This window comes from Pseudomonas sp. 14P_8.1_Bac3, assembly GCF_025466085.1.
GTDB lineage: Bacteria > Pseudomonadota > Gammaproteobacteria > Pseudomonadales > Pseudomonadaceae > Aquipseudomonas.
The window spans coordinates 89079-106403 of record NZ_JANLOD010000065.1; the positions used below are offsets into that span (position 1 = coordinate 89079).

The following is a 17325-nucleotide window of genomic DNA, read 5'->3' on the forward strand; positions in this document are numbered from 1 at the left end:
ACGTCTGATAGCAATGGCATGCCATTGGTCATTCTCGGCGCGGGGGGGCATGCGAAGGTACTCCTGTCGCTGGCTCAGATCCTAGGTTTGAATATCCACGGTATTTGTGCGCCAGAATTGAGAGAGCAGGGCATCGGCCAGTGGCGAGGTTGCAAGGTTCTAGGGGGGGACGAGGCCCTTGAAATGCTTGATCCTGCCGGTGTAGGGCTTGTTAACGGCATTGGACAGTTGGTTGGCAGTACCGCCAGGCGAACCGTTTACGAGCGATTTGCCGCCAAAGGCTTTCACTTTCCGGCACTGAAACATCCCGCAGCCTGGGTCGATCCTAGCGTCTTCCTTGACGAGGGCTCACAAGTCATGGCAGGAGCCATAATTCAGGCTGACGCTGTCATAGGTATCAACTCAATCATCAATACCAGAGCGAGTGTCGATCACGATTGCCTTATTGGATCGCATGTCCATATTGCTCCCGCGGCTACACTGTGTGGAAATGTGCAGGTGGGAGATCGGGCATTCATTGCCTGCAACGCGACAGTGATACAAGGCATCGATGTAGGTAACGATGCAGTCGTTGGGGCAGGAGCTGTTTTGGTTAGAGACCTAGCCGCCCACAATATTATGTTTGGCTCCAGGGCACCGATTCGCTTTGTGCCGGGTGAGTAATTAAAAGAAGGTATTCAATGAAGCAGTGGGAGTTAACGCTCGTCGGCCCAGAGGTTCCTCTGGTGGACGCTATTGCTACGCTTGACAGCGTGGCGATGAAAATTGTTATGGTCGTCGATCACGAGCGTCGTCTCTTGGGTACGGTAACGGATGGCGATATCCGCAGGGCTTTATTAAAGCGCCTGTCACTTGAAACACCGGTGCGCGACGTGATGTGTGCCACTCCCAAGACAGCTGAAAGAGGTTGGGACAAGGCTCGAATCCTTGCTGTGATGGAAAAATACAAGCTCTTACAGCTACCGGTGTTAGACCCCCAGGGGTTGGTCATTGGTCTGGAAACACTTCAGGCGCTTCTGGATCACCAGCGTAGGGATAACCCGGTCTTCCTGATGGCAGGCGGCTTCGGTACCCGTTTGCGCCCGTTAACTCAAAACTGTCCGAAGCCTCTGCTGAAGGTAGGTGAAAAGCCTATTCTCGAACTCATTCTGACCAGTTTTATTAATGCAGGATTTCATCGATTTTTTATATCCACTCATTATATGCCGGAGATGATTAGGGAGCATTTCGGAGACGGGAGCAAATGGGGAGTCGATATCCGTTATGTACACGAAGATGAACCGTTGGGCACCGGCGGAGCGCTAGGCTTGCTCCCTCATGATGAGATTGATCTTCCGCTGTTCATGATGAATGGCGATTTGCTGACGACACTCAACTTTCTGAATTTGCTTGAATTTCATCAAAATCATTCTGGTGCGGCCACCATGTGTGTGCGCGAGTTTGAATACTGCGTACCTTATGGCGTCATTCAAAGCGAAGGCCATCGAATTCGGTCAATGGTAGAGAAGCCGATACAACGTTTTTTTATCAATGCCGGTATTTATATTGTGTCACCTGAATTGGTAAAAAGTGTCGCGCCAGGAACCCGTATTGATATGCCTACGTTGTTAGAGGCAGAAATTGCCGGGGGGCGGGATGTCAACATGTTCCCTGTTCACGAGTATTGGCTGGATATTGGAAGGATGGAAGATTTTCAGCGCGCGCAGCAAGAGTTTGGTTCTTTATGAATGCAGTGACTGAAACATACCTTGTCATAGGCAGCGGCAGCATTGCGCGACGTCACATGATGAACATCAAGGAGCTGTTTCCTTCTGTTCGCGTCGGTTGTGTTTCTGCGTCTGGAAGAGCTTTGGGCGTTGAAGAAGTTGGTGCTGATACGATTGTATATGAAAGTATTGAACTCGCGCTGCTTGATAGTCCGACGTTGGCAATAGTTGCTTCACCCGCACCGTTTCATGTTAATCAAGCTCTACGGTTGATAAAAGCTGGGGTTCCAGTTCTCGTCGAGAAACCATTATCGACTTCATTGATCGAATTCGCCGCCGAGGGGGGCGAGTTACTTGAGCATGAAGACAAGATTGAAGTCGGCTATAACCTGCGTTTCATGCCTTCTGCAACCAAGCTCAAGTCATTACTGAATGAGCGCTTTCTTGGCAATATCTACAATGTAATAGTGGACGTTGGCCAATATCTGCCACATTGGCGTCCAGCAAGCGATTACAGAGTGAATGTTTCTGCGCGTCAGGCTTTAGGCGGGGGAGTGCTGCTCGAACTCAGTCACGAACTGGATTACCTGAAGTGGTTGTTTGGAAAGTTTAGCTCTGTGTATTGTGTTTCCCGAAACTCTGGCGCGTTAGAGGTTGACGTGGAGGATCAGGTTGACGCAATCCTGGTCAATAGCCACGGCCTTGTCACAAATTTGCATATGGACTTTTTGCAACGTACTCCTACTCGTACTTGCAAAATTCTCGGGGAGCATGGAACGCTGATATGGGATTTACTGCGCAATCGCATCGTGCTTTTCAAGGAAAAAGATGCAGAAATAGTGCTTTTTGATGACCCGCACTACGATAGGAATCAGATGTACAAAGATGAGTTGGCGCATTTTTCAAACGTCGCCTCCGGTTTGTCTCAGCCACTTGTAGGCCTGAAGGATGCGCTCGAAACGTTGGCGCTCATCGACGCCCTGAAGCGCTCCTCAGCCTCGCAAGAAATTATAAAAATTGAAGAGTATTTATCTTGACTGTCTACGCCTTTATTTTTGCCCGAGGTAATTCGAAAGGGTTACCTGGGAAGAACATCAAGTTACTTGGCGGTATCCCCCTTTTGGCACATTCTATTAGAGTGGCTAAAGAGGTGGCTGCGATAGATAAAATTTATGTATCGACTGACTCGGACGACATAGCCGCTGTTGCCGCAGATTATGCTGTTGAAGTGATAAAAAGGCCCGAGGACTTGGCCAGCGACACGGCACCAGAATGGTTGGCTTGGCGGCACGCTATTGAATACCTTAACGCGCGTGGAGAAAAATTCGACCTTTTTCTGAGCCTTCCGGCCACTAGCCCATTAAGAAGTGCTCTCGACGTACAGAGATGCCTAGATGCAATCGACGAAAAAACAGACATGGTCGTGACCGTAACGCCTGCATCCCGAAGCCCGTACTTCAATATGTTGGTGCGAAACGATGAAGGTGTCAGTGCGCTGGTATGTTCGGGCGATAACGTTGCTCGACGTCAGGATGCCCCTCTTGTCTATGATATGACAACGGTAGCTTATGTGACGCGGCCTGAGTTTGTTCTCGAACAATATGGCGTCTTCGCGGGGCGCGTGAAGTCGATTATCGTTCCGAAAGAACGCGCCGTCGACATCGACGATATCTACGATTTCAAAATGGCCGAGTTTTTTTTAGCAGTTAAAGGTGACTCGCATGTTGAAGAATAAAACCATTCTGGTTGCTGGTGCTGGCGGCCTGCTCGGAACCAGACTGGTATCAACCCTTGTTGACCAAGGCGCACGCGTTATCGCTGCCGATGTTGATCGACATACCATGATGGAGCGATTAGAAAAATCGCTCGCGGGTGATGGGCTAAGCAAGGTAACAGGCATTGAACTTAACTTGAATGACTCCGTTCAGGTGAAGTCGTTTTTTTCCACGGTGACGAGTTTGGACGGTGCAGTTAACTGTGCGTATCCGAGGAACAAAAAATACGGTGCCAAGTTTTTTGACGTAGAACTGGAAGATTTTAACGAAAACGTCTCTCTTCACTTAGGTGCATCGTTCTTGTTTATGCAGCAATGCGCAGGGTATTTTCAGCGAGAGCGAAAGCCATTCTCGTTAGTTAACATTTCTTCCATCTATGGTGTAATAGCTCCGAAATTTGATGTTTATAAAAATACTCCTATGACGATGCCGGTAGAATATGCGGCTATCAAGTCCGCTTTGCTGCAATTGAGCAAGTATCTGACAAGCTACGTATCGGATAGCCTGTTCAGATCTAACTCTGTTAGCCCAGGTGGAATATTCGATAACCAACCGGCGCCATTTTTAGAAGAATATAAGAAGCATTGCCTCGGTAAAGGGATGTTGGATATAGATGACGTGACCGGTTCTATCGTGTTTTTGCTTTCTGACAATTCGAGATACCTGAACGGGCAGAATTTAATTGTTGATGATGGCTATTCTCTGTAATTAAACCGCCCAATATGCGGGTGGAAGTTAAATGTTGTATTGGAGCCGTATGCGGATCTTATGATATTAATAATTATTACATATATGCTTAGCATATTTCTAGTTTTTAGGAATCGACAAGTTCTGAGTCCTTCAAATATCGTGTTTGCCAGCTATTTTCTGTACTTTGTTTTCCCGGGGCTTCTCTTTTATTTTCTTGAAGCTATTAATTGGCAGTATGTTCTTCCTTGGGGGAAAACAAATGATTGGTCCGCCCTTTCTGAAGAAGCAGTGCTGTCTTATGCTTACGTATTCACACTTTTTTTTATATTCACCAGGTCGCTAGAGTCGCTTATTGACCGGCAACCAATTGGCGATTTTTTTCAAGATTATCGTGTGAGACCACTTGGAGTTGCTGTGTGTGCAGCAGTGATTTTGATTGGGGGGGTGTATTTCTTCCAAGTGACAGGAGGCATTGACGCATGGTTCAATAATTACAGCCAAACTTATCTTGAAAAAAAGAAAGGGTATGGTCTCCTGAATTTCATTTTATTAATGAGTGCAAACTTTCTCGCGTTCACAATTGGCGTGTACTGGCGTACTGAAAGGAAAATTAATATTGTACTAATCTGTTTTGTGATTATCGTTTTGACTTTCTGTGCTTATATTCAAGGCATAAAAAGTCGAATGTTCTATTTTATGATCTTTTTTAGTCTTCCGTGGCTATGTACGTTCAAGTTAACCATTTTTAAAGGTGCTTTTATATTTGTAGGGTTTGTTCTTCTGTTTAGTTTTGCAATGTATTTTAGATCTAACGGGTTTTATAGTACGCCAGAAATGCTCCTAGAGTATTTCTTAAGCTACTTTAACACTATCTTTTTACATGATATGATTTTGAGGGATATGCCCCCGGACTTTTTTCTTACGGTCCAATATCCATTTAATAAATGGATGACGTTCCTGGGCGTGCCTTCAGAAGGATATATGCATGACATCAGTCGCTGGCTTACATCGATTTATTACCCTTCGCAATGGTTTAATGAGTCTGCTACTCAGCAGTGGCCAATTGAGACTGAACTGTATTTAAACTACGGATACTATATCTATTGGGTTGTGCCAGTATTTTTGTATTCTGTGTATATGTGCTTGCTCTATTTGATGCGATTTAGAGGTGGGCCAGTTTTTCTTTTTGTTTATGTATCAGAGTTGCTGTTATTTTTGAGCATGTTTCGGGGCAGTATGTTGCAGTGGATTGCTCTGTTTAATATTGTGTTCTATTGTGCTCTTTGGTTTTCAAGACATATGTTGTTTGTTCGTGCTCCATCTGCGCAACAATGACGAATTAAATAAACCTTGTTGTGATTATGCTGGTTGGTGAAATGTTTAGAGGATATATAGCTCGTAGTATAAATATCATTCTTCGCGGTATGACGCTAGTTAGTAAATTTGTATTGATTTTCTTTCTCGCGAAATTTCTCCAGTCTAACGAGGTAGGGTTATTTGGGCTGTTGTCCGCGACGATCGGATACACTTTGTATGTGGTGGGTTTCGAGTTCTATAATTTCTCGACGCGTGAAATGATCGGTGAAGACCCAAAACATTGGCTTGGGATGATCAGGGATCAACTGGTACTTTACTTAGTTTTGTACGTTGTATTTTTGCCTTGCGCGCTATTTGTCTTTTTTAAGGGATGGCTGCCTTGGAGTCATGTTGTTTGGTTTTTGGCTTTGACTTTACTTGAGCATATTGCCCAAGAGCTGAATCGAATATTAGTTGCGGTTTCAGAACAGCTGCTCGCCAGTGTTGTGTTGTTCTTGCGAAGTGGCGCCTGGTGTTTAGTCGTCGTAGCAATAATGTGGGCAGACGCGACTTCGCGCAACCTGGAGTTCGCATTAGGAGGTTGGGTCCTCGGTTGCTTGTTTGCTTGCTGCATTGCGGTCAAGAAAATTCTCAGCTTTGACAGGATTTCTTTAAAGAATCCTATTAATTGGGGTTGGATCGCTAAGGGTATAAAACTTGCTATTCCGCTACTAATTGCAAGTCTGGCGATGAGGGGAATATTTACGTTCGATCGATATTGGGTCGAAAGCATTTCCGGTTTGAGCGTATTAGGCTCATATGTTTTGTTTGTCGGCATGGCGACGGCTGTACTGTCTTTTATAGATGCGGGTGTCATTGTATTTTTTTATCCCAAGCTAGTGTCCTCCGCAAAAAGTGGTGATATTTCCGGATTCAAAAAGGATATGCGGGAGTTAACGATCAATATTGTCGGGGTCACAGTGTTTCTTGTGTTGGCTTGCTACGGTGTGAGTGGTTTCGTCCTGCAGTGGTTGAATAATACCGTCTATAGAGACAATGTCGTTATCTTGTACTGGCTTTTGCTTGCGATCACTATTTATTCGGTAAGTATGATTCCGCACTTGGGGCTTTATGCTTTTGGTAACGACAAGACGATATCATATAGTCAGGTGTCGGGCTTCTTTGTATTTTTGGTTGTCACATACATTCTTGGTAGCGCGATGGGTGTTATGGCAATACCGGTGGGGATGTGCGTAGCGTTTTCCTTGATGTTAGGCTGGAAGTTGTTCGCTTATCAGTCAATGTTGAAAGAGCGACTTGGCAGTTAGTGAGACGAGATTTATATATTTTTTTAGATTTGATTTTGGTGATTTTTTATGACCGACCAGAGACTGAAATTTATTATTGATTATATCTGGGCTACCGAAAACGAAATCACCATTGATAATAGCGTCTATGCGCTTTCGGGCGTTTTGCCAGCAGAAATCAATTATGTTCCTCGCCCTTCGAAGATACTTGGCAGATTTTCCCAAAATAGAAAACTGTTCAGAGTGTGCGTGGGTATATTTAAAAATTTATGGAACATTGGTGGGGCAGCAATATATTTCTTGTACGAAATGATCATTCTTTACCATCACTCCGTGCGTTGTACAGACAAGCTGGATGAGACGGTTGATACAGGTGAGTATGCTTTGGCATTTTCGTCACGTGCTGGAGATATTTTGCAGCCGCCAATCTTGGGCTTTGAACCGAAGTGCTGGATTACCTTTCCGTGGGCGCCTTTAAATCACCAAACATGCAATGCGCGCCATATCGATATTTTTTCACTCCTTGAGAAGCGGGATTTCTTCGATGCTTATAAGTTAGCGGTCATAGCCTCCAGAAAGCTTGCACGTCGTGAGCGAACAAAACATTGGACGCTACAGAGCTACACTGCTTTTCGCTGGTTTGCCGTCAGAATCGCACTTGAGAAACTCGATATAAATCAATTGCTTATCGCCGAGCACTACGACAGATGGGCCGTTCTGGCAGACAAAGTTGTCTCAAAAACAGACGCATCATTGGTACTGATGCAACACGGGGCGCTTTCCGGACTGACGCTATCGGATCAAACGCGTCGAGCTAGACTACCATTTAAGCTTGCGCATCGACTTTCAAACGTCACGCAGCTATTTGTCTATGATGAATCTTCACGTGCAGTCTTTGAATCAGATGTTCTTTCGCCTGGGTGCGTTGCAAGAAGTGTGGCGGTTCGTTTTTTTCAGCCAATGATTGAACTGACTCAACTGCCATCTGAACATGCAGTAAAAATATTATTTGTAGGACATCCGATTTGTGAGGCGTTACATGTCTATCTATATAAGCAATTGAGTCGGGAATACAATGTAACTTGTTATTATAAGCCACATCCTACGGCTGGATTAAGTGATTCAGTAAAACAACAAAGCTGGTGTATTGTTGAGGGTAGAAGTTGTTTTCCAGTGGTGGAATTTCTTATCTCTTATCCCTCTACACTTGTAAATGAGTACGCTGCGTCAGGTATTTCTGCAGTTCTCCACTCGCTGGACCACGATAAGGATTTTTCCTCTGGCCTTCTAGAGTCAGTCAAGTCAAAATTGGACGCGCTGGCTTGTAAGAAATTGGTGTGAGAATGGTTTTCATTTTTTTGGGGTGGATATGAGCAATAAAATTTACCAGATGTGTTCTCGCTGCATCATGGATAGCAGTGATCCACATATCCATTTTAATGACCAGGGATTGTGCGATTACTGCGTGAATTTCGATTCAGTCATCAAGCCAAACTGGCATCCTGACGAACGCGGTTACGCGGAGCTCATGAAATTGAGCGAAAAAATCAAGAAGGACGGCAAGGGCCGTGATTTTGATTGCATCATCGGTTTGAGTGGGGGGCTGGATAGCTCCTATGTGAGCTATATCGCCAAGGAGAAAATGGGTTTGCGCCCATTGCTCTTCCACGTCGACGCCGGTTGGAACACAGATCAGGCGGTCGGAAATATAGAGAAACTGGTCGATGGGCTCGGACTTGACCTTTACACTGAGGTGATCAACTGGGAAGAGATGAAAGATCTGCAGGTGGCCTTTCTCAAGGCGCAGATTTCCGATCAGGATCTTCCGCAGGATACCGCATTCTTCTCTGGCCTTTATAAATTCGCGAAGGCTCACAAGATCAAATATATATTGACGGGTGGTAATTTTTCTACGGAGTGCTGCCGTGAGCCCGAAGAGTGGGGCGGATACCCTGGAATCGACAAACGGCTGATTAAAGATATTCATTCTAAGTTCGGACGTCGTGTGTTAAAGACGTTTCCTATTGTGGATATCCTGGCCTACAAACTTTATTATCGATTTATGTTGGGAATGACAGTTGTCAAGCCTTTGAATCTAATTCCGTATGTAAAGCAAGATGCTGAATACCTGCTTAACAGCTTGTTCGGCTGGAAAAAGTTTCAGCATAAACACCATGAATCGCGCTTTACTCGGTTTTATGAAGACTATTGGATGCCCCGTAAGTTCGGTTTTGAAAAGCGTAGGGCACACTTCTCAAGCTTAATAATGACCGGTCAGATGACCCGCGAAGCAGCGATCGAGCGGATTGCCAAGCCTGAGCTGGATGAGCAGTTTTTGAAGTCCGAGTTTGAATATGTTGCGAATAAACTGGATCTTACGGTTAGTGAGCTTCAGGCGATATTTGATGGTGATAACAAAACCTGTTCTAATTATAAAAATAAGCGATTTTTGATTGGCATCGGTTCACGCGTGATGAGTGCCATTGGCCTGGAGAGAAGACTGTTCAGATGATCACGATCATTGATTATGGACTCGGGAATATTCAGGCATTCGTGAATGTTTACAAGCGGCTGCACATACCTGTAGCAGTCGCGAAGTGCGCTGATGAACTTGAGGGAGCGAGCAAACTCATACTTCCCGGGGTCGGTGCGTTTGATCATGCCATCGAACGGTTGAACGCATCGCGCATGCGGCCGGTTCTGAACGAGCTCGTCCAAGAGAAGAAAATTCCCGTTCTTGGTATTTGCGTGGGGATGCAGATTCTCGCTGATTCCAGTGAGGAGGGAACGTTGCCTGGATTGGGATGGGTGCCGGGCAGCGTTCGTTCGTTCAAGGCGATTCCTCAGCTAAAAGACCTGGCTCTTCCTCATATGGGTTGGAACGATGTGAGTCCTGCACCTGGGTCATCTCTCTTCAAGGGATTCGAGGCGGACGCCCGCTTTTATTTCCTTCATTCGTATTTTTTTGATTGTGCTCAAGCAAATAATATTGCCGCTACCTCTTCTTACGGGCTGGATTTCAGTTGTGCGGTCAGGGCCGGCAATGTTTATGGCGTCCAATTCCATCCCGAGAAAAGCCATCATTTCGGTGTCGGCTTGTTGAAGAATTTCGCGGAGTTATAAAATGTTAAGACCAAGAATAATTCCGTGCCTTTTGATCCAAGATAGTGGCTTGGTCAAAACTGTCAGATTCAAAGATGCCAAATACGTGGGAGATCCTATTAACGCCGTTAAGATATTTAACGAGAAGGAAGCGGATGAGCTGATCGTTATTGATATCGACGCTACAGTTAACGGTGCAGAACCTAACTATAAGCAGATTGCCAATCTTGCTGCCGAATGCCGCATGCCTTTGTGCTATGGCGGAGGTATCCGTACAGCCGAGCAAGCAAAGAAGATTATTGCGCTAGGCGTCGAGAAAGTGGCTATAAGCTCTGCGGCCCTTGAGAATCCTGGCCTTATTTCTCAGATTGCAGAAGAGATCGGTAGTCAAAGTGTCGTTGTAGTACTTGACTACAAGCCGCGCTTGCTAAGCAAAAACTACGACGTCTGGACTCATAACGGAAAACGCAACACTAAACGTAATGTCCTTGATGTTGCACTTGAAGTCGAAAAACTTGGTGCAGGTGAAATCGTATTGAATTCGATTGAACATGACGGTCGGATGAAAGGATATGACATCAGTCTTGCGCGAAAGCTCCGGGAAACAGTGCAGATACCCATCACCATCCTGGGTGGTGCCGGTTCCCTTGATGACATGCGTAGTGTCGTCGCTGCTTGTGGGGTTGTAGGTGTCGCAGCAGGCAGTTTCTTTGTATTCAAAGGACCTTATCGCGCGGTATTGATCAGTTATCCGACAACCCAACAGAAAGACGATCTTATTTATTCAGCATTGCGACCTCAGTGATTCGTTCAGCGTCGCACGCATTGATTCAGGACATAATTTATGTTTAGCGGAAAAAAACTGCTCATCTCGGGTGGTACTGGCTCTTTCGGGAATGCTGTTCTAAAACGCTTCCTTGAAACCGATATAGCTGAAATTCGCATATTCAGTCGGGACGAAAAGAAGCAAGACGATATGCGTAAGCGGTACGCCAATGGCAAGTTGAAGTTTTACATTGGCGACGTCCGTGATTATCAAAGTGTGCTGAACGCGACGCGCGGCGTTGACTATATATTCCATGCGGCCGCACTCAAGCAGGTTCCCTCTTGCGAGTTTCACCCAATGGAGGCCGTCAAGACTAACGTGATCGGTACCGATAACGTGCTTGAGGCTGCTATCCAGAATGAAATCAAGCGAGTGGTTTGTCTAAGTACCGACAAAGCTGTTTATCCTATCAATGCGATGGGTATTTCCAAAGCCATGATGGAAAAGGTAATGGTTGCCAAGTCGCGAAACGTCGATGAAGCAAAAACGGTCATTTGTGGTACTCGCTACGGCAATGTCATGGCATCGCGCGGCTCGGTCATTCCGTTGTTTATCGAGCAAATCCGGGCTGGTCTACCTTTGTCCATCACAGATCCAAACATGACACGGTTCATGATGACGCTGGCAGACGCCGTAGATCTGGTTCTGTACGCGTTTGAACATGGTAATAATGGCGATCTGTTCGTGCAAAAAGCTCCCGCCGCGACGGTAGAGACGCTTGCCCGTGCCTTGACCGTGATGCTCGGAAAGCCGAAGCATCCCATTCAGATCATTGGCACGCGACACGGCGAAAAGCTTTATGAAGCGCTGCTAAGTCGGGAGGAGATGGCTTGTGCTGAAGACATGGGTCAGTATTTCCGGGTTCCGCCAGACCTGCGCGATCTCAATTACAGTAAATTTGTGGAACTGGGTGAAGAAAAAATCTCCACTATGGAGGACTATAACTCTCACAACACGGAGCGCCTGGACGTCGAGGGAATGCAAAAGCTGCTGCTCAAACTGGATTTCATGCTCGCCATTCAGCGTGGTGAACACGCCATTCCAGAGGAATAATGCATGAAAGTTTTGGTGACCGGCGCAAACGGGTTCGTGGGGAAAAACCTGATTGCCCATCTCCGGGAGCGGAGCGATATCGAGATTCTGTCGTTTGGTCGGGATGATGATATTGCGCAACTTGGCGCTCTGGTTTCGGGAGTGGATTTCATTTTCCATTTAGCCGGCGTCAACCGACCGCAACAGCCGGAAGAGTTTAGAACCGGCAACACTGATCTGACACGTGCGTTAGCCAACGCTATTGTTGCGAGTGGCTACCAGATTCCGTTGCTATATACATCGTCAATTCAAGCCGAATTAGATAATGCTTATGGGAATAGCAAGCGCGAAGCCGAAGACGCACTGCGGGAGTTGTCAACCAAGCATGGCTCAGCTGTATATCTGTTTCGTCTTCCCAATGTATTTGGTAAGTGGGCCAAACCAAACTATAATTCGGCGGTGGCGACGTTCTGCCATAACATCGCACGAGGGTTGCCCATTCAAATTACGGATCCGACTGCTCCGGTAACCCTTGTTTATATCGATGACGTTATAAATAAATTCGTCTCCGTGATGGAGGGGCTGCCTGGCGAGCCTTCGCTCGCCATTGAACCGTTATACTCGATTACAGTCGGTGAGCTTTCTGCACAACTTCATGCGTTTCGTGATAGCCGTAACACGATGGTCACTGAGCCTGTAGGAACCGGGTTGGTGCGCGCCCTGTACTCTACCTACCTGAGTTATTTACCGCCGGAAAGCTTTACCTATGAAATCCCTAAATACGGCGACTCTCGTGGCGTTTTTGTAGAAATGCTCAAAACCCAGGATTCTGGTCAGTTCTCGTACTTCACTGCTCATCCCGGCATTACGCGCGGTGGTCATTATCATCACTCGAAAACCGAAAAGTTTCTTGTAATCAAGGGGAACGCCTGTTTTCGTTTCCGTCACATCGTATCGGGTGAGTTTTACGAGTTATTCACTACAGGTGAGAAGCCAGAAATTGTGGAAACAGTCCCCGGATGGACCCATGATGTAACCAACGTGGGGTCTGGGGAAATGATCGTCATGCTATGGGCAAACGAGATATTTGATCGCGAGCATCCGGATACTTTCGCGCTTCCCGTTGGTACTCAGCCTTAAACGCATTTACGAAGAGAGCGGTAATGAAAAAACTCAAGATTGTCACCGTCGTTGGTACTCGTCCGGAAATCATTCGTTTGTCGCGAGTTATGGCGTCGCTGGACAAGCATTGTGATCACATACTGGTTCACACCGGGCAAAATTATGACTATGAACTGAACGAGATTTTTTTTCAGGATCTGGGTATTCGCAAGCCCGATCACTTTCTCAATGCTGCCGGGGCCAGCGGCGCGGAAACTATTGGCAATGTGATTATCGCAGTAGACCGAGTGCTCGCTGAAGTCCAGCCAGAAGCGCTGCTGGTGCTTGGGGATACTAATAGTTGCATGGCGGTAATCCCGGCAAAACGGCGAAAAATACCCACTTTTCACATGGAGGCGGGCAATCGCTGCTTTGACATGCGAGTTCCGGAGGAGATCAACCGTCGCATCGTCGATCACACGGCGGATATCAATCTCACCTACAGCACCATCGCTCGAGATTATTTGCTACGTGAAGGCCTCAGCCCGGACATGGTGATCAAAACCGGTAGTCCGATGTTCGAGGTACTTAACTATTATCGGGACGGCATTGAAGCATCAGACGTGCTGCGGCGTTTGTCACTTCAGGCGGGGAAGTTCTTTGTTGTCAGCGGACATCGTGAGGAGAATATTGACTCTGATAAGAACTTTCTCAAATTAGTCGACGTGCTTAATAACGTAGCCGCCCATTATGGATTGCCTGTTATTGTTTCTACGCATCCTCGTACGCAAAAGCGCGTAGATGCAATGGGCATAACCTTCCATGGAAATGTTCGTTTGCTGAAGCCTCTAGGGTTCAAAGATTACAACAAGTTGCAGCTTGAGTCGAAGGCTGTGCTGTCAGACAGTGGGACAATTAATGAAGAGTCTTCGATTTTGAATTTTCCAGCTCTAAATATTCGTGAGGCTCATGAGCGGCCTGAGGGGATGGAGGAGGCCGCTGTGATGATGGTGGGCCTTGAAGTAGAACGCGTCCTGCAAGGTTTGCAAATTCTGGAAAGTCAAAGTCGTGGCGATGAGCGAACTCTTCGATTAGTGGGTGATTACAGCATGCCCAATGTGTCTGAAAAAGTGACCAGAATTGTTCATAGCTACACTAATTATGTAAATCGAGTGGTTTGGAAGAAGTATTGAGTCGAGATGCAGGAATGTCTGATAAAAAATTAAGGATTTTGGTCGTCTCTCAATACTTCTGGCCAGAAAACATGCGAATCAATGATTTGGTTCGCGACTTTATTAACAAAGGGCACGCTGTAACAGTGTTGACGGGGTTGCCTAATTACCCCGAAGGCAAGATTTACGATGAGTATCAATCCGCCCCGGAAAGCTTCAACAAGTATTTTGGAGCGGATATAGTCAGAGTTCCGCTTGTACCACGTGGCAAGCGGAGTCTTAGTCTGATATTCAATTATTTGTCTTTTTTTGTCAGCGCATCGCTTCTTGGTCCATTCAAACTGAGGGGCAAAAACTACGATGCTATTTTTGTCTATGCCGTTTCACCTATCATGGCGGCTATTCCCGCGCTTGTAATCGGAAAATTTAAGAGGGTACCTGTCTTTATCTGGGTTCTTGATCTTTGGCCAGAAACACTCAGAGCTGTTGGGGTGTTAAAGCACCCTAAGTTATTGGCATTGGTCGGTTGCATGGTGTCCTGGATTTACAATAGAACCGACTATTTGCTATTGCAGTCGCATGGATTCTTCGAAAACGTCAAAAAGTATTGTACGAAGGAAATCGATCCGGGCCGTTTGCAATACTTTCCTAGCTGGGCCGAGGATGACTTCTCTACTTCAACTCCTGTTAAGTCGGAACTTTTGACGCGCGATGAGTCTGTTTTTACCATCGTTTTCGCAGGCAACCTTGGAGACGCACAGGATCTTCCAGCCGTCCTGAACGCAGCTGAAATGTTAGCTGACGTGGCACCGATGCGTTGGGTGTTTGTAGGAGATGGTCGTATGAGTAGTTGGCTCGCTGAGCAGGTTGAGGCGAGAGGCCTCCGCAACGTGATGCTGCTCGGACGGCATCGGTTGGAAGCAATGCCAGCGTTGTTTGCATGCGCCGATGCATTGCTCGTTTCGCTCAAAACCAACGACGTATTCGAAAAAACCATTCCTGGAAAGGTCCAGGCCTATCTGGCCTCCGGGCGACCGCTCCTCGGCATGATCAACGGCGAAGCGGCAAGAGTGATCAATGAATCTGGCGCCGGTCTGTCATGCGCGTCGGGTGATGCTGCAGGTCTGGCGAGGATTGCGTTGACGCTTGCGAAGGCCGAGCCTCAGCAATTGCAGGTCATGGGAATGTCTGGCAGACAGTATTATGAAACGAACTACTCAAAGGCTGTTCTGATGGACCGTCTGGAAAATATGATCCGCGCTGCTACTTTACGTAAGGTGACCAGGTAATGGCGCAATCAGTTTTGGTGACCGGCGCTACGGGTTTCGTCGGCGGCGCTATCCTTCGTCGAATTATCAAAGAGAAAAAGTACCCTGTAGTCGCGGCACTGCGCGAGATTTCCCCTTCCCTCGTTGAAGAGGTCAAAACCGTGCGCTATTCGACTTTGGACGCGACGACCTCTTGGAAAGGCTGCTTCGCCGATACACGTGTAGTCATCCATTCTGCTGCTCGCGTCCATGTGATGAGCGATGCAGAGAAAGATCCACTGCTGGCCTTTCGCCGGGTCAATGTGGAGGGCACCCTGAATCTTGCCAGACAAGCATTTTTGGCCGGAGTCAGTCGATTTATCTTCATCAGCTCTATCAAGGTGAATGGTGAGGCGACCATTCCGCCTAACGCTTATGAGGCTGATGGTCAGCTTTCGCCCAGCGATCCCTACGGAATTTCCAAGATGGAGGCCGAGATCGCCCTGCGCGAACTGGCGGCGGAGATGGGGCGTGAAGTTGTGATTATTCGCCCGGTTCTGGTTTATGGTCCCGGGGTAAAAGCGAATTTCCTGAGTATGATGCGCTGGTTGGATAAAGGTGTTCCTCTCCCATTTGGCGCAATTCATAACCGTCGGAGCCTGGTCTCAATTGATAATTTGGTAGACCTGGTATTGACCTGCGTTGATCATCCCGCTGCCGCACATCAGACGTTTCTTGTGAGTGATGGTGAAGACCTGTCAACGACGATGCTCCTCACTAAGATGTCGCAGGCTCTAAATACGTCGGTGCGTCTCATTCCAGTTCCCAGTTGGATACTACAAACGGGTGCTGGTTTGTTGGGTAAAAAGGCGCTTTCCCAACGTCTCTGTGAATCCTTGCAAGTTGACATTTCCAAGACTCGATCCCTGTTGGGCTGGACACCTCCGGTTGGTGTTGACGAAGCTCTCAAAGCGACCGCATTGCACTTTCAGGAACATCAAAAATAATGAACTACGGTTGGATGATTCCGGTTGTTGCTCTGTTTTCATTTTTGTTGACTGCGATTCTTCGGCGTTACGCGCTGGCTAAAAGCATTATTGACGTGCCGAATAATCGCAGCTCACATTCGACGCCGACACCTCGAGGTGGGGGTGTAGCAATTGTCCTCGCGTTCCTCGCTGCCTTGCCGTTCTTGGGGGGAGGTGGGCAATTGCCGTGGCAAATGCTTCTCGCAGTGGGAGGGTCTGGTGCGTTGGTGGCAGTGGTGGGATTTATTGATGATCATAACCACATCGCAGCACGATGGCGCCTTCTAGGACATTTCTGCGCCGCGGCATGGGCCCTGTTTTGGATCGGTGGGTTACCGCCCCTCGTTTTTTTCGGCACTAGCATTGATCTTGGGCTGGCCGGGCATATCCTGGCAGCCGTGTATCTCGTATGGATGCTCAATCTGTATAACTTCATGGACGGGATAGATGGCATCGCCAGTGTCGAGGCTATCTGTGCCTGTCTAAGCGCCTGCTTGCTGTATGGGCTCAGCGGTGTCGAAAGCATGATCTGGATCCCATTGACGCTTGCCGTCTCGGTCGCAGGATTTCTTTTCTGGAATTTTCCACCCGCGCGGATATTCATGGGGGATGCGGGAAGCGGTTTTCTCGGGGTTGTCCTGGGTATCATTTCTCTGCTGGCCGCCTGGGCTTCTGCGCAGCTGTTTTGGGCCTGGTTAATTCTGCTCGGCATATTTATTGTCGATGCGACCTACACGTTAGTTCATCGTATGATTAAGGGTGATAAAGTCTACGAAGCCCATCGCAGCCATGCTTATCAGTTTGCCTCGCGCAGATTTGGAAAGCATTTGCCGGTGACTCTTGCGGTCGCTGCGATCAATCTGTTTTGGCTCCTGCCGGTAGCCCTCGCGGTTGTTCTATTGAGGCTGGATGGGTTGTTGGGGGTTATTATTTCGTACGTACCGTTGATTTTATTGGCGATAAAATTCAAAGCCGGGGTTCGAGAGTTGGAAAGCTGATAGGCGTTGTTGAGTTGGATATTTTTGAGCTTGTGTAAGTAATTT

The 17325-nt window shown here is 47.2% G+C and carries 17 protein-coding genes; all 17 read left to right on the forward strand.

Annotation, left to right across the window (positions count from 1 at the left end; all coding sequences use genetic code 11):
• The first annotated feature begins 18 nt into the window (after positions 1-18).
• The 17 genes from NTD84_RS20695 (at position 19) to NTD84_RS20775 (ending at position 17280) form a co-directional block, all read left to right on the forward strand.
• Positions 19-663 (forward strand): acetyltransferase, encoded by a 645-nt coding sequence (locus NTD84_RS20695; protein ID WP_262169348.1) that lies wholly within the window; start codon positions 19-21, stop codon positions 661-663.
• Between the two features lie 17 nt (positions 664-680).
• Positions 681-1727, forward strand: a complete 1047-nt coding sequence (locus NTD84_RS20700; protein WP_262169350.1) for a nucleotidyltransferase family protein — start codon at positions 681-683, stop codon at positions 1725-1727.
• The gene (locus tag NTD84_RS20705; RefSeq protein ID WP_262169352.1) at positions 1724-2743 is read left to right on the forward strand and encodes a Gfo/Idh/MocA family protein; all 1020 of its coding nucleotides are present in this window, start codon (positions 1724-1726) and stop codon (positions 2741-2743) included. The genes NTD84_RS20700 and NTD84_RS20705 overlap by 4 nt, the downstream gene beginning before the upstream one ends.
• A complete protein-coding gene (locus tag NTD84_RS20710) occupies positions 2740-3441 on the forward strand; it encodes a cytidylyltransferase domain-containing protein (protein ID WP_262169355.1) in 702 nt (233 codons plus the stop codon). Before NTD84_RS20705 ends, NTD84_RS20710 begins: the two co-directional genes overlap by 4 nt.
• Entirely contained in the window at positions 3428-4189 is a 762-nt protein-coding gene (locus tag NTD84_RS20715; protein ID WP_262169358.1) for an oxidoreductase, read from the forward strand. Before NTD84_RS20710 ends, NTD84_RS20715 begins: the two co-directional genes overlap by 14 nt.
• A gap of 141 nt (positions 4190-4330) precedes the next feature.
• Positions 4331-5506, forward strand: a complete 1176-nt coding sequence (locus NTD84_RS20720) for a hypothetical protein (RefSeq protein WP_262169360.1) — start codon at positions 4331-4333, stop codon at positions 5504-5506.
• Positions 5507-5526: 20 nt separating this feature from the next.
• On the forward strand, positions 5527-6795 hold the full coding sequence (locus NTD84_RS20725; RefSeq protein WP_262169363.1) for a lipopolysaccharide biosynthesis protein: 1269 nt from the start codon (positions 5527-5529) through the stop codon (positions 6793-6795).
• Between the two features lie 48 nt (positions 6796-6843).
• Entirely contained in the window at positions 6844-8115 is a 1272-nt protein-coding gene (locus NTD84_RS20730) for a hypothetical protein (RefSeq protein WP_262169365.1), read from the forward strand.
• A 28-nt stretch (positions 8116-8143) separates the two neighbouring features.
• The gene (locus NTD84_RS20735) at positions 8144-9286 is read left to right on the forward strand and encodes an N-acetyl sugar amidotransferase (RefSeq protein ID WP_262169368.1); all 1143 of its coding nucleotides are present in this window, start codon (positions 8144-8146) and stop codon (positions 9284-9286) included.
• On the forward strand, positions 9283-9897 hold the full coding sequence (gene hisH / locus NTD84_RS20740) for an imidazole glycerol phosphate synthase subunit HisH (protein ID WP_262169370.1): 615 nt from the start codon (positions 9283-9285) through the stop codon (positions 9895-9897). Before NTD84_RS20735 ends, hisH begins: the two co-directional genes overlap by 4 nt.
• Position 9898: 1 nt before the next feature.
• Positions 9899-10681, forward strand: coding sequence for an AglZ/HisF2 family acetamidino modification protein (locus NTD84_RS20745; protein ID WP_262169373.1), 783 nt, complete (start codon positions 9899-9901; stop codon positions 10679-10681).
• A 39-nt stretch (positions 10682-10720) separates the two neighbouring features.
• Positions 10721-11755: a polysaccharide biosynthesis protein gene (locus NTD84_RS20750; RefSeq protein ID WP_262169376.1), complete on the forward strand. Its 1035-nt coding sequence runs from the start codon at positions 10721-10723 to the stop codon at positions 11753-11755.
• A gap of 3 nt (positions 11756-11758) precedes the next feature.
• Positions 11759-12874, forward strand: a complete 1116-nt coding sequence (gene wbjC, locus NTD84_RS20755) for a UDP-2-acetamido-2,6-beta-L-arabino-hexul-4-ose reductase (RefSeq protein ID WP_262169378.1) — start codon at positions 11759-11761, stop codon at positions 12872-12874.
• Between the two features lie 23 nt (positions 12875-12897).
• Complete coding sequence (gene wecB / locus NTD84_RS20760; protein ID WP_262169381.1) at positions 12898-14028, forward strand: non-hydrolyzing UDP-N-acetylglucosamine 2-epimerase; 1131 nt, start codon at positions 12898-12900, stop codon at positions 14026-14028.
• Positions 14029-14042: 14 nt separating this feature from the next.
• Complete coding sequence (locus NTD84_RS20765; RefSeq protein ID WP_262169553.1) at positions 14043-15296, forward strand: glycosyltransferase family 4 protein; 1254 nt, start codon at positions 14043-14045, stop codon at positions 15294-15296.
• Positions 15296-16261, forward strand: a complete 966-nt coding sequence (locus tag NTD84_RS20770; RefSeq protein ID WP_262169383.1) for a UDP-glucose 4-epimerase family protein — start codon at positions 15296-15298, stop codon at positions 16259-16261. The genes NTD84_RS20765 and NTD84_RS20770 overlap by 1 nt, the downstream gene beginning before the upstream one ends.
• Entirely contained in the window at positions 16261-17280 is a 1020-nt protein-coding gene (locus tag NTD84_RS20775; protein WP_262169384.1) for an MraY family glycosyltransferase, read from the forward strand. The genes NTD84_RS20770 and NTD84_RS20775 overlap by 1 nt, the downstream gene beginning before the upstream one ends.
• Positions 17281-17325 lie beyond the last annotated feature (45 nt).